Annotated in this window: 20 protein-coding genes; 7 read left to right on the top strand and 13 right to left on the bottom strand. The window is 56.6% G+C overall.

Translation table 11 applies throughout. The features are described 5' to 3' along the window. Positions 1-23: 23 nt before the first annotated feature. The 6 genes from HALTITAN_RS09000 to HALTITAN_RS08975 all read right to left on the bottom strand — a co-directional run bounded on the left by HALTITAN_RS09000 (position 24) and on the right by HALTITAN_RS08975 (position 3,842). The gene (locus tag HALTITAN_RS09000; RefSeq protein ID WP_022522941.1) at positions 24-1,025 is read right to left on the bottom strand and encodes a TauD/TfdA family dioxygenase; all 1,002 of its coding nucleotides are present in this window, start codon (positions 1,023-1,025) and stop codon (positions 24-26) included. A gap of 10 nt (positions 1,026-1,035) precedes the next feature. Further along, complete coding sequence (locus tag HALTITAN_RS08995; protein WP_051051965.1) at positions 1,036-1,776, bottom strand: 4'-phosphopantetheinyl transferase family protein; 741 nt, start codon at positions 1,774-1,776, stop codon at positions 1,036-1,038. Further along, complete coding sequence (locus HALTITAN_RS08990) at positions 1,754-2,494, bottom strand: thioesterase II family protein (protein WP_039858929.1); 741 nt, start codon at positions 2,492-2,494, stop codon at positions 1,754-1,756. Before HALTITAN_RS08990 ends, HALTITAN_RS08995 begins: the two co-directional genes overlap by 23 nt. Further along, positions 2,484-2,729, bottom strand: a complete 246-nt coding sequence (locus HALTITAN_RS08985; RefSeq protein WP_022522944.1) for an MbtH family protein — start codon at positions 2,727-2,729, stop codon at positions 2,484-2,486. The genes HALTITAN_RS08990 and HALTITAN_RS08985 overlap by 11 nt, the downstream gene beginning before the upstream one ends. A gap of 255 nt (positions 2,730-2,984) precedes the next feature. Then, positions 2,985-3,203, bottom strand: coding sequence for a FecR/PupR family sigma factor regulator (locus HALTITAN_RS08980; protein WP_230804654.1), 219 nt, complete (start codon positions 3,201-3,203; stop codon positions 2,985-2,987). A gap of 111 nt (positions 3,204-3,314) precedes the next feature. Beyond that, positions 3,315-3,842, bottom strand: a complete 528-nt coding sequence (locus HALTITAN_RS08975; protein ID WP_039858926.1) for an RNA polymerase factor sigma-70 — start codon at positions 3,840-3,842, stop codon at positions 3,315-3,317. 255 nt (positions 3,843-4,097) lie between these two features. On the opposite strand from HALTITAN_RS08975, the gene HALTITAN_RS08970 reads away from it, so the two are divergent. From HALTITAN_RS08970 to fhuF, 4 genes are all read left to right on the top strand, one after another. Continuing rightward, positions 4,098-5,720: an ATP-binding protein gene (locus tag HALTITAN_RS08970; RefSeq protein ID WP_009286899.1), complete on the top strand. Its 1,623-nt coding sequence runs from the start codon at positions 4,098-4,100 to the stop codon at positions 5,718-5,720. A gap of 110 nt (positions 5,721-5,830) precedes the next feature. Then, positions 5,831-6,628 carry an inositol monophosphatase family protein gene (locus HALTITAN_RS08965; protein WP_035538915.1) on the top strand — a complete coding sequence of 266 codons (798 nt, stop codon included), beginning with the start codon at positions 5,831-5,833 and terminating at the stop codon, positions 6,626-6,628. Between the two features lie 167 nt (positions 6,629-6,795). Further along, entirely contained in the window at positions 6,796-7,563 is a 768-nt protein-coding gene (locus HALTITAN_RS08960) for an ABC transporter ATP-binding protein (protein ID WP_027957190.1), read from the top strand. Between the two features lie 148 nt (positions 7,564-7,711). Continuing rightward, entirely contained in the window at positions 7,712-8,500 is a 789-nt protein-coding gene (fhuF, locus tag HALTITAN_RS08955; RefSeq protein WP_039858924.1) for a siderophore-iron reductase FhuF, read from the top strand. A 23-nt stretch (positions 8,501-8,523) separates the two neighbouring features. Here the strand turns inward: fhuF and HALTITAN_RS08950 are convergent, their stop codons facing one another. From HALTITAN_RS08950 to HALTITAN_RS08930, 5 genes are all read right to left on the bottom strand, one after another. Next, on the bottom strand, positions 8,524-10,176 hold the full coding sequence (locus HALTITAN_RS08950; RefSeq protein ID WP_009286897.1) for a multidrug ABC transporter permease/ATP-binding protein: 1,653 nt from the start codon (positions 10,174-10,176) through the stop codon (positions 8,524-8,526). A gap of 170 nt (positions 10,177-10,346) precedes the next feature. Then, the gene (locus HALTITAN_RS08945) at positions 10,347-11,435 is read right to left on the bottom strand and encodes a DUF1513 domain-containing protein (protein WP_009286896.1); all 1,089 of its coding nucleotides are present in this window, start codon (positions 11,433-11,435) and stop codon (positions 10,347-10,349) included. Between the two features lie 3 nt (positions 11,436-11,438). Continuing rightward, positions 11,439-12,464: an imelysin family protein gene (locus tag HALTITAN_RS08940; RefSeq protein WP_009286895.1), complete on the bottom strand. Its 1,026-nt coding sequence runs from the start codon at positions 12,462-12,464 to the stop codon at positions 11,439-11,441. A gap of 23 nt (positions 12,465-12,487) precedes the next feature. Beyond that, entirely contained in the window at positions 12,488-13,957 is a 1,470-nt protein-coding gene (locus HALTITAN_RS08935; protein WP_009286894.1) for a di-heme oxidoreductase family protein, read from the bottom strand. A gap of 91 nt (positions 13,958-14,048) precedes the next feature. Continuing rightward, complete coding sequence (locus HALTITAN_RS08930; protein ID WP_138799719.1) at positions 14,049-15,344, bottom strand: imelysin family protein; 1,296 nt, start codon at positions 15,342-15,344, stop codon at positions 14,049-14,051. A 208-nt stretch (positions 15,345-15,552) separates the two neighbouring features. Between HALTITAN_RS08930 and HALTITAN_RS08925 the strand changes: the two genes are divergently transcribed. Then, complete coding sequence (locus HALTITAN_RS08925; RefSeq protein ID WP_027957195.1) at positions 15,553-16,419, top strand: LysR family transcriptional regulator ArgP; 867 nt, start codon at positions 15,553-15,555, stop codon at positions 16,417-16,419. A gap of 206 nt (positions 16,420-16,625) precedes the next feature. Next, the gene (locus tag HALTITAN_RS08920) at positions 16,626-18,431 is read left to right on the top strand and encodes a diguanylate cyclase (protein WP_009286893.1); all 1,806 of its coding nucleotides are present in this window, start codon (positions 16,626-16,628) and stop codon (positions 18,429-18,431) included. 16 nt (positions 18,432-18,447) lie between these two features. Here HALTITAN_RS08920 and HALTITAN_RS08915 read toward each other — a convergent pair whose 3' ends face one another. Together HALTITAN_RS08915 and HALTITAN_RS08910 are read right to left on the bottom strand one after the other, a co-directional pair. Then, complete coding sequence (locus tag HALTITAN_RS08915) at positions 18,448-19,005, bottom strand: cytochrome b (RefSeq protein WP_009286892.1); 558 nt, start codon at positions 19,003-19,005, stop codon at positions 18,448-18,450. 129 nt (positions 19,006-19,134) lie between these two features. Continuing rightward, positions 19,135-20,007 (bottom strand): LysR substrate-binding domain-containing protein, encoded by an 873-nt coding sequence (locus tag HALTITAN_RS08910; RefSeq protein ID WP_009286891.1) that lies wholly within the window; start codon positions 20,005-20,007, stop codon positions 19,135-19,137. 101 nt (positions 20,008-20,108) lie between these two features. On the opposite strand from HALTITAN_RS08910, the gene HALTITAN_RS08905 reads away from it, so the two are divergent. Next, the gene (locus HALTITAN_RS08905) at positions 20,109-20,987 is read left to right on the top strand and encodes a DMT family transporter (protein ID WP_039858919.1); all 879 of its coding nucleotides are present in this window, start codon (positions 20,109-20,111) and stop codon (positions 20,985-20,987) included. The last annotated feature ends 73 nt before the right edge of the window (positions 20,988-21,060 follow it).

Raw genomic sequence — 21,060 nt, 5'->3', positions numbered from 1 at the left:
GGCCGTTAGATGAGGCGTTATGTTTAGTCGTTGGAGAGGTTGCCGTGACCTTCCGCCATGGCGACGACGACTTTGCGCGGCCCTTTGAACGGCGTGCGTGCATGGGCGACCAGCATGTTGTCGAGCATCAGCACATCGCCTGCCTGCCAGGGGAACATCACCGTTTCGTCGGCCAGTACGCCGCGGATCTCATCGAAGATGGCATCGTCGATGGGGCTACCATCGGCAAAGAAGACGTTGCGCGGCATGTCTTCGGGGTCTAGCAGCTCTTCCAGCGACTCTCGCACCTCTGGCTGCAGGTTGGAGACATGGAAAAGATGGCCTTGGTTGAACCACACCTGCTCACCGGTGACAGGGTGAGTCTCTATGCTTTGGCATAACTGGGTAGTACGCAGGTCGCCATCAGGCTTCCACTCACAGCGAATACCCGCGCGCTGGCAGAATGCCTCCACTTCAGCGCGGTCTTCGGTGTTAAACACCTTTTGCCAAGGCATATCGAAATCGCCGTAGTTGCGTACGTAGAGAATGCCGGGGGCAAAGCGCTCGCGGATCTCTGCGGGCATACGGCGGTAAATAGCGCGGCTATCGGCTATCGGCGTCTCTCCACCTTCGGGGGAAGCGGTGACACAGTGGAACCAGATTTTCATCGGCCACTCGCGGGTGTAGGCCTGCTCATTGTGGAGGGGAATATGTTGATGAGCGGGATACTCGGTCGAGGTATAAATGCCTGACGAAACCGCTGAACGCGGTGTTGAGGCGAACTCATAGCTCAGCAGAGGATGACCAAAGGCGGCAGCAAACTGCTGAAAATCGTCCACGGAGGGAACATCGAAACCTCTTAGCAACACCCCACCGACTCTGGCCACCAGCGTCTCAATATCCGCGCGCAACTCGCCAAAGGCTTCCAGCAGTGGCTGCCCTGGGTAGGAGGGAGAAATCATAATGGGCAGCTCCGAATCAGCAGGCCCCTGACGTTTGGATATGGTGTTGGTTTGTTGCGTTGGTGTTGCGCTTTGGCTGTCCATTATTGATCTCCTAAAAAGTCGTTGAGTAGCGTTCGCCCTGGGCGCCATGGGCATAGCAGGTACAGTCCGAGTCGACATAGCTTTTGTCGACATAGCCCAGGGCAGCGGCATAGCCACTCGGCGCTGGCAGCGGCCATGCTTGCAAAGGTGATGAAATGGGAAGCGAGTGCTCAAGGTGATAGGTGCCTGGCGACCCTAAAGAGGAAGTGATCGAGAGCGCCTGCAAATGATCAGCGATGCCCAGGCCCAAGGCTTTGAGCACCGCCTCTTTAACCACCCAGCGCTCCATAAAGGGCAGTGCGATGCCGTCGCGTGCGTGGCCGAGCTGCTCACTCGGCGATAGCACCAGCCCTTGCAGCGGCGCCAGTTCGGCCTCGGGTCGGCAGCGCTCAATATCGACTCCCACCGCGCCGCCGGGAGCAAGCGCGATCAGGGCGACATGGCCAGAGTGGGAGACATTGAAAGCAGGCCCATCAGCGTTTTCCAACGCTGGTTTGCCGTAAGCGTTCTGAGTGAACACCAACTTGTCTGGCGCTATACCGGTGTGCGCTGATAGCAGTCGCCGCAGGGCCGCTCGAGTCGCCACGGCGCGTACGACATCGGCGTGACGGCGAAGCCGCTGGGCGCGCTGCCACTCGGCTCGACTCAGCAACCGATCATCTTCGTCAGCCACCGGGGCGTTCAGACCGAGCGATAAGCGCCAGACTCCAAGCCCCTCAGGAGCCCCTTCAGCTAACTGCAGGCGCTGCATGGGGCACCTCCTCAAGCCGTCGAGTCAGCGCCCGTTCGATAGTCTCCAGCACTTGTGCTTGCTGCTGGCGAATAAAGAAGTGCCCTCCTTCGAACCAGTCCAACGAGAACGCCCCGCCCGCTTCTCGCTGCCACGCTTCTAAACGCTCTCTTTCGATATCGTCATCGCGCCCTGCGAGTACCTGTAAGGGATAACCAAACGGCGACCCGCCGCGATAGCGGAAACTGCGGCAGAGGCGATAGTCCGCCGCCAACACATCAAGAGTGAGGCGCAGCAGTTCCGGGCTTTCGAACACTTCCTCTGGGGTGCCGCCCTGCTGGCGTAGATCCGCAATCAGGGCCTTGTCGTTATCAAGGCCCGCCAAGCGGTCTGAGTCGCGCATTGAGGGCGCCGCGCTGCCTGAGGCGAACAGCATCCGCGGCTGAGGTCGCCCTACATCGCGCAAGCGAGCTGCCATGCCGTAGGCCAACAACGCCCCCATGCTGTGACCGAACAGGGCAAAGTCGCCGCGCATCCGCGTTGCTTGCTCTTCGCACAGCCGCACGACCTGGGACTCGAAGTCATCGATGAGCGACTCACCCAGGCGCTCACCACGCCCAGGCAGCTCGACGGGATATACCTCGATCCAGGCGGGCAACTGACGCTTCCAGCGCAGATACATGGTGGCGCTAGCCCCGGCACAGGGCAGGCAGAGCAGTCTTAAACGCTTAACCTGCATCCACCTGCTCCGCCTCAGCGTTAGCCTGCTCATCCATCCACTGGCGCAGCGACAGTGGCCGCATATCAGTCCAGGTCTTTTCGACGTAGTCGAGGCAGGTTGGCTTATCGCCGAGTACGCCGGTATCGGTCCAGCCAGCGGGAATCGCTTTCCATTCTGGCCAGAGGGAGTACTGCTCTTCGTGGTTGACTAATACGCGGAAGACACCATCTTCACGATCAAAACAGCTTGTCATGGGACTAACCTCATCGTTGCCAAAGGAATGAGAAATAAAACGCAATTACTTCTCATTACTCAATGACGAGTGAGGCGTCAGAAAATTTAATGTTGGGGTAGGAAAATAGAAAAAATAAGGGGAGGGGCCGCTAGGGCGTAGGCATAGAATTACCTTTGCCAGACTAAGAATTGCACCAGTAGGAGGCAGCTTTAGCTCGCGACCATTTAGTTAGCCTGACAACCGAAGGAGGAGAGTAAAAAAAACAGTGACTGATCAGTTGCGCTCATCACCACTTGGAATCATCCCCGTTAGCAGCCATAGCTGTTCGGCTTCACGAAATACACGGCGGTGCTGAGAAGAAGCCGCTAACCACGCATGAAGCGCCTCGCGATCAGCGTCGCTCAACGTCTCTTCATGCTCGCGCATCAGCCAGTCTAGCGCCGTTTGCCAAACGGCATCATCGCCGCTGTCGTTATCCATCGTTACTGTCAAACCTCGCTACTGCTGCCTGCTGAACACCTGTCTCGGGAAGCGTGTAATATTATCAACGCTATTTGCTGACAGTGTAACAAAGCGACAACAAAGAAGGGACGGAACGTGGGCTTACCGATCTGGCAACATCTGGCCTTGTAGCGACTGGCGGCAATGAGTCAGTGCATCGCGAATCATAAAATTAACTAACGTGGTGGAAATACCTAACAAGTGGGCCACTTCCCGCTGCGTATGACTTCCCGAACGATAGAGCTCAAAAGCGCGCCGCGTACGCTCGGGCAGCTCGTCCAACGCGTTAACCACCTGGGCCAAGGCCTGGCGATCAATCGCGATCACCTCTGGGGAGTGTGATGCGTAAGAGGTGGTATCCCCCTCCTCTTCTTTTGCAAACAAAGTTGACTCAAACGCCGAACGGCGGCAGCGGTCAATGGCGAGGTTGCGCACCACACGTGACACGTAAGATATAGGCTGCTTCACCTCAAAAAGCGTGGTTGCTTCCGAAATTTTTAGATAGGCGTCCTGCACGACATCATCGGCTTGATCAGCATTGCCCAATACTCTTGCGGCGACACAGCAGAGCCGGGGCCGCTGATTAACGAAGATATCTTCTAACTCAGCGCTCCAGGTCTGGGTATCCACAGCTCGGCCTCCTGCCTTGATTAACACCACGGAATAAATGGCAATAATTATTATTTGCGTTAGAGCCTGACAAGTCAACTGGTGAGAGCTAACTCACTTTTTATAACGATATGCTTGTTGGCAGCACTACTTCATGAGATGTTTCTCGTCTCCTCTCCAGCCCTTGTTACTTCGTTGCCACCAACGCCTTTACCTTAGCTGCGAACAACACTCGGCGCGCTGACAACTCGTGGCTAGGCATTTCAGCCCCTGAGCATGCTAAACTACTGCTGCTCGTATCGCTGTTTCTTGCTCTGGAGACCCACCGTGACGGATGCCCACCGCCGTAAGTTACCCATCGGGATTCAGACGTTCTCGGATATCCGCGAAGGGAACTATTACTACGTCGATAAGACACCGCACATTGAGCGTTTGGTTAACCAGAACAAATACTACTTCCTCTCGCGGCCACGCCGCTTCGGCAAAAGTCTCTTGCTGGACACCCTGCGCTGCCTGTTTGAAGGTCGCCAGGCGCTGTTCGAAGGGCTGTATCTCCACGACAGGTGGGACTGGCAGCAGCGCTACCCGGTGATTCGTATTAGCTTTGCCGATGGCGTGATGCAGGGCCGTGAAGGGCTGGATGAGCGTATTCGTGAGCAGCTACGCGTTCAACGAGAGCGACTCGGCATTACCCACCACCATAAAACCGATATACCGGGTGAATTTTCCGCCCTCATTCGTGCCGCCCACCAGCAGAGTGGTCAGCGGGTGGTCATCCTGATTGACGAGTACGACAAGCCGATTCTGGATAACATCCTGGCGCCGGAGCGTGCCCGGGAACTGCGCGAGGGTTTGAAGAACCTTTACAGCGTGCTGAAAGACGCCGACCCGCACCTACACTTCGTGCTGCTTACCGGCGTTTCCAAATTCAGCAAGGTCAGCCTGTTTTCGGGCTTGAACAATCTCCGCGATATTACCCTTTCGCCCGACTATGCAACCTTGTGTGGTTATACCGATGACGATATCGATACCGTATTTGAACCTGAACTTTCTGGGTTAGACCGTCAGGAAATCAAACAGTGGTATAACGGCTATCGCTGGGGTGGTCGTGAGGTTACCTCTGTCTACAATCCCTTCGATGTACTATTGCTGTTCCAAGAGCAAGAATTCGGCCCGTACTGGTTTGAGTCCGCGACGCCAACGTTTTTGGTCGATATTCTCAAACAACGCGGGGTGTTTACCCCTCGATTGGAGACCTTGCAAGCAAAAGCACAGTTGCTCGGCCGCTTTGATGTCGACGATATCACCACCGAAGGGCTGCTGTTCCAAACCGGCTACATCACCATTAAAGACGTGCAGGAACCCATGCTGGGTTATCGCCTCTATACGCTGGGCTTTCCGAACAGGGAGGTAGAAAGCAGCCTTAACGATTTATTGCTGCCAGTATTGGGTATTAACACAAGCGATGCGCAAACCTACCAACTGGCGTTATTTGACACTTTTCAGCGCCATGACCTTGCTGCGTTGGAAGCTCACTTAAAGGCGCTCTACGCCGGACTCCCCCATGACTGGTACCGCAACAACCCCATCGCCAAATACGAAGGGCATTATGCCAGTGTCTTTTACAGCCACTTTGCGGCCTTGGGGCTGGATGTAACCGTGGAAGACGCCAGCCACCACGGCAAGGTGGATATGAGCGTGGACTTTGGTGGGCATATCTACCTGTTTGAGTTCAAAGTGGTGGAACAACTGCCGGAAGGTAAAGCGCTGGAGCAGATCAAACATAAAGGCTATGCCGATAAGCACCGCGCTTCGGGCAAGCCCATCCACCTGATCGGCGTGGAGTTTTCCAGCGTTGAGCGCCAAATTGTAGCGTTTGAGGTGGAGACCTTGGCTTAGCTACCAATCTATCCGCCACTGTCATCTCCGCGTCATGAATGGCTAGTTACATTGAATGCATACAGTTTTTGCCATTCACTAAGGCACGATGAATGCCCAGGGGAAATACAATGCTCGATAGCAGTAACGACCTACTCGAAACGGTGAAGCAGGCGGCGTACGAGGCAGGTGCGCTGTTACGCGAGGGATATTCGCTAAAGGGCAGAATCGCCTTTGAGCAAAAGGGGGCGTCAGACTTTGTCAGCTACTACGATACGGCCGCCGAGAACATCATTATCGACTGTATCAATAGCGCCTTTCCCGATATCGCTTTCCTAGGTGAAGAGAGCGGGCTTACACCCACCGATAGTGACTATACCGTCATCATTGACCCTCTCGATGGCACCAGCAACTTTTTGCATGGGGTACCTCACTTCTCAGTCTCCATCGCGGTTACTAAGGGCGATGAGCTGATCATCGGCGTTGTCTATCAACCGCTGCTTGATGAAATGCTTTGGGCCAGCCTTGGCACCGGCGTCTTCCTCAACGACACGCCGCTCACTACGCCTGAACCTCGCCCACTGAACGAGATGCTTATAAGCACCTGCCTGCCTTACCACGCTAAAGGCGACTGTACGACGGCCCTAGATCAACTCGCTGCTCTAATGCCCCAGGTGGCCGGTATCCGCAGCCCAGGATCGGCGGCGCTGGAGATCGCCTACACCAGCCTGGGCCGGTTTGATGCTTTTTGGTCTCAAGGCGCTAAGCTCGACTTTTGGGATATCGCCGCCGGTATTGTGATTGCCAGAGAAGCTGGCTACACCGTCACGGATCTCACTGGCGAGCCGAATCCCTCTCAATGGAACAGTTTACTTGCGGCGCACCCCGAGAGGCATGGACAACTGCTAGCGTGTTTAGCGTCTTGCTGATAAACGACCAACGTCATCTCTAACCACCTGAGACCTACCCCTTGCCTGCTTTCCCCAAGCGGCGTTTGCCATCTATCACGTAAATCTTTTCATTTTTTTGTTAAAAATGAGAACCATTAGCACTAGAATGGAGGCATTATCATCAACCCTATCTCCAGGAGTCATTCATGTTCGAGGTCAAAGGCGCCACCTTTGAAATCAATGGTAAGCAGATTTTAAATCCCATTGACCACAGTTTTCATGAGGGCAAGGTTTACGGCCTGATTGGCCATAACGGCTCGGGCAAGTCGACGCTGATCAAGCTCATGGCCCAGCAGCAGCCGGTAAGCCAGGGGGAGGTTCACTTTGATCAACGCCCGCTGAGTGACTGGGGAAATCGTGAGTTCGCCCGTCAGGTGGCTTACCTGCCCCAGCATTTACCAAGTGCAGAAAGTCTTACCGGACGCGAGCTAGTCGCCTTTGGCCGCTACCCATGGCACGGGCTGCTGGGCCGCCACACCCAGAAAGACAAAGATGCCATTGATCGCGCCATTGCCCTGACCCACACAGAGGCCTTTGCCGACCGCTTGGTCGACACGCTCTCTGGTGGTGAACGTCAAAGGGTCTGGTTGGCGATGCTACTCGCCCAGGGCAGCCGATTCCTGCTGTTGGATGAGCCGCTAGCGGCGCTGGATATCGCTCACCAAATCGAAGTGCTGGCGCTGATCCGTAAGCTGTGCGATGAGCTAAATCTTGGGGTGATTATTGTACTGCACGATATCAACATGGCCTCGCGCTACTGCGACGAGCTGATGGCACTGCACAGCGGTCGCTTGCTGGCCCATGGCAGCCCGGGTGATTTGATGAGCTGCAGCACCTTAGAAGCGATTTATGGCCTACCGATGCAGGTCATGAAGCACCCCAACGGAGAGCACAATATCGCCGTGGCTCAATAACGTTATTCTCCGAGGCCAAAGACATTTAAAAGCACTCATTCGCAACCAAACGCTTCAACTGATACGCATTATCGATTAAGCTGGATGCCATATTTCCCCTGTGTGCTGTGTAAAACCCTGCGCTAAATCCCTGTGATGGAGCCTCGCGATGCCCTCTGCTCTGCGTCAGCCGCAACTGTTCGAGCCTTCGTTAGCGTCCTGCTACACCGGGCCGTTGGCGAACTTTACGCCGCCGTTAATAGGTGGAACGCCACCGCTGGAAGCGTTCAAAACAGCCCGTTGGCGGAATGCCGATTGGCTCAAAGAGGATCTCTCCCGTTTCACTGAACAGTACCCAGGCGGAGACCAGCGGGCAGTGGTATCGATCTGGTCGAAATGGCACTTAAGTGCGCTAACCGTTCCCACACTGACTGCCAACCTGCTGCTTAACCGTGACCTGCCGGTGGGGCTGGACGACATGCAGGTTATCTTTAACGACAAGGGCGCCACCTCGCGGCTGTGGTTGCCCCACGAAGGCACGTCGATAACCACTCACGACCCGTTTGAGCGTTTTGCTACCCTGATTGAGCAGCACTGGGCACCGTTGATTGAGCAATTAGCGGCTATCTCCGGCGCTGCACAGCGGGTGTTCTGGAGCAATGCCGGTGGCTATCTGGACTTTTACGTCAACGCGCTGGGCGAGCACCCGCTTGCCAATAGGCAGGCGTTTGAGGCCGCCAAGGCGCTGCTGGAAGCGCGCAACCTGCCCAACGGCAAGCGCAACCCGCTGTTTCAGCCGGTGCGTTACTTTACGCCCAAGGGGAGTGAGGAAGTTAAGCGGGTGCGCAAGCTTTGCTGCCTGCGCTATTTACTGGATGAGTTTGATACCTGCGGCACCTGCCCGCTAGAGGGCTGCGACCTGGAAGCGCGAAAGCGCGCCAAACAGGTCGCCCGTTAACACGTTAGTATTTTTAACACGGTTTAGATATTAATTTGCGCAACTGCATCTTCGCTTGCCCGCGCACGCTGCTCGCCTTTCAGCTCGCTAAGCTGCCCCTTCGACATCTCCAGCAACCGATCAGCGTGGACGAAGTAGCTGTCGTCATGGCTGATAGCAAACACGGTTTTACCCATTGCTTTCAAGTGCGGTAACAGCTCGCGGTAGAACAGCCGCCGGAACTGCGGGTCTTGATCCGCCGCCCACTCGTCGAGCAGCAAGATATCGCGCTTTTCGGCAATCGCCAGCAGCAACGCCAGGCGTTTACGCTGACCTTGTGAGAGCTGAGTGTTGATGACGCGATCACCCTCCCACTGCAATTTATGCTGCATCTGCAGTCGCTCAAGCCAGGTATCAACGACCTTCTGGTCAGCAGGTAGGCCTTCAGGGCCCATGGTCTGATCAAACTGGTGGAAATCGGTAAACACGCTGGCAAAGCGAGCACGGAACGCTTCCCACTGAGCAGCAGTAACAACCTCGCCATCAATCTTAATGGTGCCGCTTTGGGGGCGGTATAACCCCGAGAGTAGCCTTGCCAGGGTCGACTTACCGCTGCCGTTGCCGCCGATCAGAAACACCTGCTCACCGCGCTCTAGGGCCATATTGAGTGGCCCCACCTGGAAGCCCTCGCCCTGGGCAGTGTCCGGGTAATGATAAGTGACTTCCTCCAGCTCCAGACGCTGCCAATCAGCCAGCGTATCGTCGACGGCAAAGCTTGATTGGTACTCGGCTAGCTCCAGGCTGCTCAATTTATCAAAAGCGACCTGGGCACTGATCAGCGTTGGCCAAGCGCCCACCGCCTGAATCAGCGGCGTACGCAGGAATAGCAGCGTCAATGCAAAGGTGGAAGCCACCGTGGTACTCGCCCACCCCAATCCATTAGAGAGGAAAAACACCACCCCGATGGCGCCCAACATCATAATGTTAGACCAGTTGTTAGCGCTTAAATGGTAGGTATCGGCGCGGATAATGTGGTGACGGTAGTCACGGGCATTGGCGGTATAGCGCTCGTCATAAAAGCGCCGGGCACGGTCGCGGTTGAGCGCCAGCTCTTTGCGCCCTTCAATGGCCGCCTGGAAATCTTTATACAGACTGTCTTCGCTTTCACGCACGAGGCGAAAATGGCGATACACCCGCGACACCAGCACCCAACCCACGCCCATGGTGAACGCGATCCACAGCACGGTGATCACCACCATTTGCGGCGAAAGCCATGCCAAATAGGCCACCGAGGCAAGCGTTAGCACCACGCCCTGAATCAGCTCCGGCAGACGCACAAAGCCAATGGTGATGTTGCGCACATCGCTGGACAGACTGGCCAGCAAGGTGGCGTTGCCCAACTGCTCCAAGCGCTCAATATCGGTGTCGAGAATCCGCTTCACCAGCCGCGAGCGTAGGTCAAACACAAAGTGGTGCCCCAACACGGTCAGCGCTAATTGCGTACTGAGTGTGACCGCCAGGAGCACCGCCAGCAGGCCGAGAAATTGCGGCAGCGCCGCCATACTGCCTACTTCGATAAGCCGCTGGTTGATAAAGGCAATTACCCCGACCCCTAAGCCAGCGCTCAATAGGCTCAAAGCAATGGCGCCTAAAAAGGGCCAGCGGTAGTGATGAAATACTAAGCGCAGCAGTTCCATGGGGCTCCTTGCCTTCCTGTAAAGAGCGCTGAAGTCTAACAGCAGCGCCTCTCACCAAGAAGACGTCATTCATATTGGGTGGCAAACGAGCAGCGACAGAGGCCTGACAAAGAGTAGTCTGAACCGGAACGCTATTCCTAAGAGCTATTCCTAAGGGCGATTCCGAAGGGCTATGTCAGATGGTTATCCCAGCGGAGTTCCAGACTGGCGACCAGTTGGGGTGTTGCCGAGCCAGGTGTTACTCGGTAAAGCCCGCCCTGGCCGGAGGAGACCAGAAAGCCGCCGTTGCCGTCGCAGCGGGCGCCGGCGGCGTCGGGCAGCGCCAGGCTGGCAATAAGCTTGCCTTGCGCGGTATCCAGCAGCAGTACCCGGTTGCCGCGGGGTGCGGTGACTAGCACAGTGTTAGAGATACGGCTAAACGCCACGCTGGCGGTGTATTGGTTCAAGCTGGCAGTGACGTCCTCGGGCAGCGCCAGCTCAGAGAAGTGCCCGTCGGCAGCCAGACGACAGATCAGCGGATGGGTCTCCCACTCGGGCCCTTCAAACTGGTAGCCAGCGATCACGGTACCGTCCGCCGCTACATCCAGATGACGACAGCTGAGCTGGTGGTACGAAGGTTCGTGACGGGCCAGAATCTCACCGCTGTGGCGATCCAGCAGCATCAGCGCTGGTGCCATGGTATCAAGATTGAGTTTAACCCGGCCATAGTCAGGATGAGTCTTGATCCCCCCCAAACCAATCACCAGTGTGTCACCATCCGGCATCAGCCTAAGCTCATGAGGCCCGATACCACCCAGCGGCATATCGCGCACATGGGCGTAGTCGTTGGCAGCGTCGTAAACGCGCACTAGCCCGGCGCTGTCCTCCAAACGATTGGCGGTGACATACAGATAGCGCCCGCTCAGGTCGAAAACGCCATGCCCGTAGAAGTGGTAGCCCTCCCCGGCCGCAATGGTGTGGGCTAATTGGCGGCTGTCCCCATCGATCACATGCATCCGTGTGCCAGGGCGGCGAGCAAACAATACCGCCTGGCGAGAGTCGGGCCGCAGACAGCCTCCATGGCAGCGCTCGGGTACTTCGATCATAAAGCGGGTCTGACCATCCAATGCCACCCCGGCGATGTAATGCCCTCCTCTGGGGTCGTCTACCGCGCTGAACAGCCAAGCGGCTTCCTCCCGCGCGGGCAGCGCCCAACTCAGCGGGGTCAGCGCCATGGCGACGCTGCCCAACCCTACTTTGAGTACTTGGCGTCGCTGCATGGTTCAATCCCCATCGCTGGAGTTAAAGCCTCGTACCAGCCCCAGTTCACCAGCGATCTCGTTACCCAGTAGATGGCGTAGCTGGCTGATGTCGAGGTAGAGCGACTGCAGACCGCGAAACGCCTCTTCGTCTTCAAGGGAAGGCACCAAGCCCGGTGGCAGTTCGCTGGCCTGAACGAGTGTCTTATCCAACTGATCACGAAACGCCTCGGCGAGCGGCAGCGCATCGGCCTCGCGCAACAGCGCGGTGAGCCCCGGCAAGAAGCCGGTACGCAGACCCTCCAGGCTGCTCTCTACCAATCGAACCGTTTGTCCGCTTCGCCACGCTTCCGCCAAGTAGCCGTTGGCGGGTGCGCCTTTAAGGCCCATGGGCTCACCGAGCCGTTTATCTTCGAGTATTTCGAGAGCCTGGATGGCGCTCGCCAGCGTGGTCTCCGTGTAGTCAGGAGTCTCAAGATAGTGCTCGCCAAAGGCCTGCCAGTCGCGATGCAGCGCGCTTGTGGTATCAGCAAGATGCGTGGTGATGGCCTGCATCAGCGAGCAGGCTCCAGGGTCGCTCAGGGCCTGTTCGTCCATGGCGTCGTCATAAAGCAAGTATTCAAGGGCGGGAAAGCCTTGAATCGCCACGCTGTCACTGGCGATATCTTGGGCATCCGGGGCTTCGGCTGCCTTCAGCCAGCCGCGCACCTTGCTGCCCACCAGGTTTTTACGGTCTGGCCAGAATTGCAGTTGCCAGCCTCGGCTATTCTGCTCGACCGGGCCGAACTGAATAAAACGCACCGCCTGCCAAGCTTGATAGGCGCTCAGCCAGTCATTTTCCAGCCGCTGTCTGAGCGCTTCGTCTGGGCTCTGGCAAAAGCGTGCGGCGCTAGCTTCCAGGCGCTCGGAGGCGGCGCTCAGCTCAGCATACTGAAGTTCCACCGCGCCGTGCCACATTTCCCGCGGCGTAGGGGTGTCCGTAGCAAAAGAGAGCGGCGTCGCGAGTAGCGCGCAAGCCAGCAAACTCAGGCGGCGAAGAGATGCGATCACGTTAACTCCTTAACAGTAATGACTTACAGGGATTCAAGGAAACGTATAAGTTCCGCTCGCTGGTCAGCGGGCAATGCGCGATAGCCCTGGGTAGCGCTTTCTGCCTCACCACCGTGCCAGAGTATCGCCTCTTCCAGAGTGCGGGCGCGACCATCGTGGAGAAAACCAGCCCGGGGGTTAACCGTTTGCGCCAAGCCGATGCCCCACAGCGGCGGGGTGCGCCATTCGCGGCCATCGGCCTGGAACTCGCTGCGATGATCAGCCAGGGCATCGCCCAGATCGTGGAGCAGTAGGTCGCTATAGGGCCATATTTCCTGATTGGCTAGCGCCGGACGGGCAGCATCCGCAGCGGTGCGATGGCGCGGCGTATGGCAGCTCGCGCAGCCGAGCGCGTTAAATCTCTCAGCGCCCTGTTTCACCGCTGGGTCATCCATATTGCGTCGCATCGGTACCGCCAAGCTGGAGGCGTAGAAGGTCACGAAGTCGGCCACGTCATCGCTGACCTCAGGCGTGCCACCGTTAGGAAAATCATCGCACCCCTGGCTCTCCATGCAGTCGGTTTGTGGCACCAGACTGGAGGTCAGCCCCATATCCCCGGCAAAGGCGTGCAGCCCCTGCTGCTCAATGCTGGGCTCGCCGGCTTTCCAGCCAAAACGCCCTAGCACCGTGGTACCACTGCGCACATCCCATACCTGGTTGTAGCGGCCGGAAATCCCGTCGCCATCAGCATCGTCAGGGTCTGCGGCAGCGATAAGGTCAGCTTCAGGAATCGCTTCTAGCAGGCCCAGGCCAATCATTGGCGGTGCCAACCGTGGCGAGGTTTGCAGTGACTCCGGCAGCTCTCCGTAAGCGGGCTCGGCAATCGAGTAGAGCGGCTCCTGCAAGGTGACGCTGGTGCCATCGGTGAAACTCACTTCCCGAGGACGATACTCAATCACCAGCTTGGCCTCGGGCTTGGCACCGCTAATCGCCGCGGTTTGGAGCTGCAAACCGTAGTTAGGTACCGGAAGCGCGCCCCGCTGCTCCAGTGTTTCTGGATCCGCTTGGCTTGCGGGTAGCGAGAGGCGCAGAAACAGCGCGATGGGGTTTTCGTCGCCGGTGGGTGGGTGCCCCCGACCATCTTTAAGGTGGCACCCCTGGCAGCTATTGGTATTGAGCAGCGGCCCCAGGCCATCCCGGGCCTCGGTGCTGGCGGGCGCCGCCACCCAAGGGTTGCGAAAGAAGCTGTTACCGACGCTGAAATCCAGCCGCTTGGTCATCGACATATTACCCAACGGCAGCGAATAGGCGTTATGGTCAAACTGCTCCACCGAGCCATCGCCACCACTCATGGGCGTCGTTTGAATGGGATAATCTTGGCTAGGTGGCGCATTTTGTATAGGTGATTCGGCTGCCTGCAAGGGCACGGCCAACAAGAACAGTAAGAAACTGCTGTGGGCTAATGTGCTGGGCACCCACTTGGCTAGGACAATAAACCGGGGTAAGCGGTACATGGTGATACCTTGAGAAGGAAGATACTGACAAAACCAACAGAGCCGCGCGATAGCAACACTATCGGCGGCTCATGGTAGACGCTAGTCCGCTCTAGAACCGGTGACCGGCATCATCAGGCTGTAGGGAGGTCACGCCCAGTTCACCTGCGGCCTGTTCGATAGACCCTGTTTGCGCCACCAGGGAGAGAATCGCCTCGTTGATCAATTCACTGCCCTGCTCGTTACCCGGCGCAATCATCATATCGAATGCCATCGGCGAGCTTTCCGCTTCAGCCGCCTGCTTGATAGCATCAAGCCTCGCCATGGTGGCTTCAAGCTGCGCACCAAGGGTGTCGGCTAGCTCGCTATCTGCTTGAGACAGTAAGTCTTGCAGCGAAGGCCCCTCTACCACACTGCCATCAAGGCGTTGATAGCTGCCGGTGTAGATATTCTGAACACCCTGGCCGTTGTAGTAGTGAGAGTTGTGGGTATTGTCACTGAAGCAGTCGTGTTCATCCTCAAAAGAGTTGGCTTCCAGCGCTACCTTCATGCGCTCACCCGCCAGCTCGCCAAGCGACAGCGAGCCCATGCCAAACAGCATGCGGCGCAGGCCTTCCTGATCGCTCTCCGCCAGCAGCTCCTGGCGATAGTTGCCTTCAGTTTCCGGCGCCCACTGGGCCACCATCCACTCAAGGTCGTCAACGAGCAGGTCGGACACCGCGTCCAGATAGCTGCGGCGGCGATCGCAGTGGCCATGAGTGCAGTCATCGCCGGTTTGGTAATCACTCACCGGTCGTTCGCCGTTGCCTTCCTCAAAGCCATGCAGATCCTGCCCCCAGAGCAGAAACTCGATGGCGTGATAGCCGCTGGCGACGTTAGCCTCCGAGCCGCCAATTTCATTCAGGTCGGCGAGTAATGCTGGGGTAATGTCGCTAACGTCCAGAGTTTCGCCGCCGACAGTGATTTGCTCGTTGGCAATAATATTAGCAGTGGCGCCTTCGTTACCCAGCTCATGCTGGTAGTCGTCGCCTTCGACATAATCGATCATGCCTTCGTCCAGAGGCCAGGCGTTGAGCTGTCCTTCCCAATCGTCCACCACCGCATTACCAAAACGAAACACTTCGCTCTGCTGATAAGGCACCCGCGCCTGCAGCCAGGCTTGCTTGGCTGCGCTCAGGGTTTCGGCCGTGGGATTGGCGAGCAATTCGTCGATACGCTCGTTCAATGCTTGGGCAGCATTCAGTGCATCGGCGTAATTGGCATGAGCCAGATCGGCGTAGTGTTTAACCACGGCGTCAGCGCTAACGGTGTCAGCAGCAGCGGTGTCGACAGCAACTGGGGCAAAAGGCATCAGCGCGCTAAGCGCAACGATGCCAGCAAGAGGGCGACGGAGCATGATGGCGGGCATTACAGTGTCCTTTAGGCTGTGGCATTACAGAAACTACTCACATAAAGTGCTAGGCAACCCGAGAGGGTTTTGGTGCTCTAGCCCTGCCTGAAATGTAATTCATTGACCTATGAGATTCAATCCTATTTGATCTTAAATAGAGAGCACTACGCCGTTTCATCACCATTTTTTGCTCTGTGTCACTTTTTGCTGCCTTGGGAAAACCGACATGCTGGATTATAAACTGCTTCATGCCTTGGCAATCGTGGTGGAGTGCGACGGTTTTGAGCGCGCAGGCGATGTACTGGGGCTTTCGCAGTCAGCTGTCTCCCAGCGCATTAAGGCACTGGAGGTTCGCCTTGGGCAGCCGGTGCTTATACGCTCTCCTCATCTAGCGCCGACCCCTGCGGGCCAGCGGCTGTTGACCCATTACCAGCAAGTACAGCTATTAGAGCGCGATCTCCGCGGCTCCCTACCCACGCTGGATGACCAGGCGCCGCGTCTGCGGATTGCTATCAATGCGGATAGCTTGGTCACTTGGTGGGCCGAGGCCGTTGCCACGATCTGCCAAGAGGAGGGTTTACTGCTGGATTTGGTGATTGAAGACCAGGATGTCGGACTCAAGCGCTTGCGCGATGGCGATGTAGCGGCCTGCCTGTGCGCCACACCACAACCGATAGCCGGTGCACGCAGTGTTGCGCTGGGAGAAATGCGCTACCACCCTTTGGCGACACCGGCTTATATCGAACGCTACTTTCCAGAAGGCCCTTGCAAAGAGAGCTTTCAATCCGCGCCAGCCATCGTCTTCGGCCCTCACGATCAGTTGCAGCATCGCTTTCTTGCTCAGTGCGGCTATCACGGCCACTTTCCTTATCACCTCTGCCCATCTTCAGAAGGGTTTGTGCGCTTAGCCACAGCCGGGGTCGGTTACGGCATGATGCCTCAGTTGCAGGTCGGCGAATTAATGGCCAGTGGCCAACTAGCCAGTGTTGCTCCCGGTCATTTTTTAGCAGTGCCCTTGTACTGGCATTTTTGGCGCCACAGCGGGCAACTCATTCAACGACTTACGCAACATTTAAGTCGTGCTATGACTTAAGCATGAGAGTTTTCAACGTTTCCTTTCACCAAAGCCAACTACACTCAAAGAGCTTATCGTACGGCACAAGGAAATTTGAGCTGCTTTTGAGCGGGGTGGCATGCAAACCGCATCTGAGCGCTATGCCGACGAATTAGCGGCCCCCGGCGGGTAAGGGAACCCAGGGAACAGCGAACGGGGTAAAAAAACGAAAAAAGCGATACCCTATGCATGCACAACGTTTAACAGCGGGTGTTTACACCGGCTTATTGCTGCTGCTTGCGGTTTGTTTTATGCCCTGGGCGCAGGCAAATACTCTCCTATCCGCATCGCCAAGCCAGGCGAGCTATTCACTTGCCCCTTATAACGAGTTCTGGCACGCCGACGAACAGTCTGTAACGCTTAACGATTTGCTCGCCCAATCGCGTACTTTTACACCCACGCACCAAGCCCAAGATTTAAATTTCGGCTATACCCGTGGTGATGTGTGGCTGCGCACTCAGGTGCGCAATGATTCGTCGGAACCCCAGCGTTGGATCGTGGAGTTTGAATACCCGTTCTTGGATTACGTTACCCTTTATACGCTTCGCCAACAGCTCCGCGATGTGCAGCAAAGCGGCAGCGCGGTTCCCGTTGAACAACGCGCGCTCGCCCACCGGCAGGCGGTTTTTCCACTGGAGCTGGCCGCCTTTGAAACCGTCACGCTGTATACCCATGTGGCTGCCTCAGGCAGCAAGATGCTTAACTATAACTTATTAACGCCAGAGGTGTTTTATACCCAAAATGATCGTCATAATTTTTGGCTGGCGACCTACTTTGGCATGCTGCTGGCGATGGGTTTATATAACTTACTGCTATTTTTTGGCTTAAAAGAGCGCGCATTTCTTCACTACTCGCTATTTGTCGCTGGCTTTGGACTTGCCATTCTGGCGTTTAACGGCATTGGCACACTCATGTTTTGGAGTTTTCTGGGTGAGAACACGTCTCGCTTGGTGGCGCTCGGTTTCACCTTTGCCTCTACCATGGCCACACTGTTTGCGCAGAGCTTCCTAAACACAGAGACGTACTGCCCACGCTGGCACCAGGTATTAAACACCTTTCGCAGCTACTGTTGGCTCGCCGTCATTGCCTCGCTGCTGCTGCCCATTCCTGCGGCCCTCCACCTAATGGATGTGACGGGGTTTATGGCGGCTTTACTGCTCCTGATATGCGGCAGCTACTGCAGCTTTCGACGCATACCCAGCGCTAGATTCTTCGTGTTTGCGTGGTCGATATTTCTGCTGGGTGCAGGTGTCTTTGCACTCCGCAACCTGGGCATACTGCCGGCTAATTTTATTACCCTACACGGCATTCAAATTGGCTCGGCGCTAGAAATGTTACTGCTTTCGCTTGCACTGGCATCACGCTTTAACAAACTTAAACGGCAAAAAGAGCGCGCTCAAGCCGCTATGCTAGCTGCGCTAAAAAAGCAGGAAGCCGTGCTGGAACAAAAAGTCGCTGCCCGAACTAAAGCGCTAGAGCATTTAGCCAACGGCGATATGCTGACCGGTTTATTAAATCGCCATGGCCTGGCGCGCTGCGCCGCAGAAGCTCTGGAGCGTAATCGTCAAAACGGCCATCGCTTGGCGCTCCTGATGCTTGATCTGGATCGTTTCAAACCCATTAACGACTGCTACGGCCATGAGGCAGGTGATTTTGTCTTACAACAAATTGCCAAACGTATTGCCCATATGGCGCGTACCGGTGACCACTGTGCACGCTTTGGTGGTGATGAGTTTATTATTATCATGGAGAACATCGAACCTCACGATACGCTTGAGAATATACAGGCACGTATCGACGAAGCCATTCGCTCACCCATCAAACTCCCCTGCGGCGAGCGAGTTAGTGTTAGCGTGAGCATTGGGGTAAGCACTTGCCAGGGAACAGAGGGTGCCACTCTTGAGAGTTTACTGCGTGAAGCCGATAGCCATATGTACGCTGTCAAATCACGCCAAGCGGTAGAGTTCTATCGCTACGGCTCGGCGAGTTAGGTATTAACCTTGGTCATTAATCAAACAGGCTCATACGTTTCATAACGTTATCGCGTTTGATTTTCCAATGGAACATGGCACCGGCGACGTGCAGTACCACCAAACCTAAAATGGCCCACCCCAGGCGCCCATGCCACATAAAGAGTTGCTCAGATAGTTGCTCGCGCTCGCCAATCAAACCGGGTAAATGCCAGTGGAAAAACTCCACGGGAAAGCCGCCGCTTGCGGTAGCCGCCCAGCCCAATAAAGGCATAACGACCAACGCCAAGTAGAGCAAATGGTGAACGCTGGTACTCACCACCCTCTCGAAGGCATTTAGAGGCGGTTCATGGTCAGGCACCACAAAGGCCAGGCGGGTAATAATACGTAGCGTCATTAGCAACAGGATCAGCACACCCAGCGTCTTATGGCTGGTATACAGCAAGTTCGTCAACATATTGCCGACTAGAGCGAGGGTGCGTTCATAGCCCAAAAAGCCTAACGTTAAACCGCTGGCCAAGGAGAGCAGCACCGCGCCAGCCACCAGCCAGTGCAACACCCGATGCGGGTAGATATAGTGATCCAGTTCGTGCATGCAGTGCTCCTAACAGCCAATTCATTTGCTCTTCATTCTAGTCAGTAACGCTCCCTTACGCTGATTAAAGCACTACACGGCCATCAACGCTAAGCACTACCTAGGCTCTACTTGGTCTCAAAAGCCACTTTATAACGCTTGTTCGGGCACTGCCAGCTGATCGCGTATTAACTCTGCCAAACGGCGCGCAGGCTCCGAAGGTCGGTGCGGCGCCCGGTGCAGCGCCAACTCAATCATCGGCAGCGCAGGCAGCCCACTGCTCTCATCCAGCGGTCTCAGTGCAGGGGTTAGCATGCTGCGAGTCACCACCACGATGGCCAGCCCAGCGGTCACAATTGGCGCCAGCCCCGCCATGGATTGGCTGGTATAGGCCACGCGCCAGCTGCGCCCCGCCGATTGCAGCGCCTGCTCGGCCACTTCACGGAATACGTCAGCCCCCGGTGAGTAGAGCGCCAACGGCAACGGGTCGCTTAGCAGCGGCTGCTGGTTCATACCGACTGCCCACAACAGCGGTTCCCGGCGAATCACATCGCCGCCCGGCGAGTTGCGCTGCCGGGTCACCAGGGCGAGATCCAGCTCTTTAGCTTTAACCTGCTCAACGAGATGCGCGCTAGTGCCGCAGATCACCTTTAACCCCACAGCGGGGTAGAGCTGATGAAAGTAGGCAAACACCGAAGGCAGCAACGAAGCGTAATCTTCAGGAATGCCGAGAGTAAGATCGCCTGTCACCTGGCGCGCCTGCATATCGCTCCACGCGTCATCGTTAAGTGCTAATAGCCGTCGGGCGTGGTTAAGCAAGCGTTCACCTTCTGAGGTAAAGCGTATTCGCCGCCCTTCCCGCTCGTGCAGCGTGAGCGAGAGCTGCGCTTCTAACCGCTGGAGCTGCATGCTCACAGTGGACTGGGTATACGCCAACCGTTTAGCAGCTGCGGTCACACTCCCAGTGTCCGCAATCGCCACCAGGGTGCGTAGCAGGGTTAGGTCTAACGTGGGGGCACGCATATATCACCAAGCTTGATGAAAACGATCACAAAAGATCGATATTGTGATGCATTGATGATGAGTATGCTGCTCGGTACATGCTCAAATCAAGGAGAACTCTTATGCATCCCGTTCACTCCCCTGCGTTATTCCCACGTTGGTACAGTGTTGGTGCGGCGCTGGTGGCCGTGATGCTTTGGAGTTCGGCACCGCTGCTGGCTGAGTTTGCCAAAGCGACACCGCCCTTGCAGTTAACTGCCGTTACCCTGTTAGCGGGATCATTGGCGACGCTACCATTAAGCCGCCGTATTAATGTCGCTGCCTGCGGCGCGGGTTGGCAACTCAGCGTTTGGATGGGTATCCCACTGCTCATCTTTGGCGCCGTCAGCACCTACTTTATTGGTATGCGGCTAGCCCCCGCCGCCGAAGCAGCGTTAATTACCTACACTTGGCCCGTGCTGTTTGTGCTACTCAGCCAATGGAGTCGTTTTGGCCGCCTGCGCATCGCAGGGGTGGTCGGCGCTCTGATTGCGTTTTCAGGCGCTTCGCTACTGCTGGTTCCTCAAACCATCAGTGGAGGGCTGGGTGGTGCCACCACGGGCTACGCGCTAGCACTGCTGGCCGCCTGCTGCTGGGCGATCTATTCATGGTTAAGCCAAGCTGCACCAGTGGCCTTAACACCCCTGCTGCCGCGGCTACTGCTGATTGCCTGCGCTATTGCCGTGGCAGCCAGCTTAATACTGGAAGGCACCCTCGCCCTCCCCAGCGGTGAAGCGTTACTCGCGGGCATCGCACTGGGCTTGGGGCCTTACGGAGTAGCCATGGTGGCCTGGGATAAAGCATTGCGCTGGGGGCACGCGAGCCTTGTGGGCAGCTTGGCGTATGGCGTGCCGATTCTAGCCGCCCTACTGCTGGTGCTAGCAAACATGAGCGTGCTCGACTGGCGCCTACCCGCCGCGACCGTGCTGGTAGTGGTAGGCTGCCTCAAAGCTGGCCGTTAACCTCCTCACGCCTAACTATTTACGCCTCACGCCTCACCATTTACTCATCACCATCGACCAATAAACCAACGCC

Source organism: Vreelandella titanicae BH1, assembly GCF_000336575.1.
GTDB classification, from domain to species: Bacteria; Pseudomonadota; Gammaproteobacteria; order Pseudomonadales; family Halomonadaceae; genus Vreelandella; species Vreelandella titanicae.
This window is presented reverse-complemented; position numbering and strand designations above follow the sequence as displayed.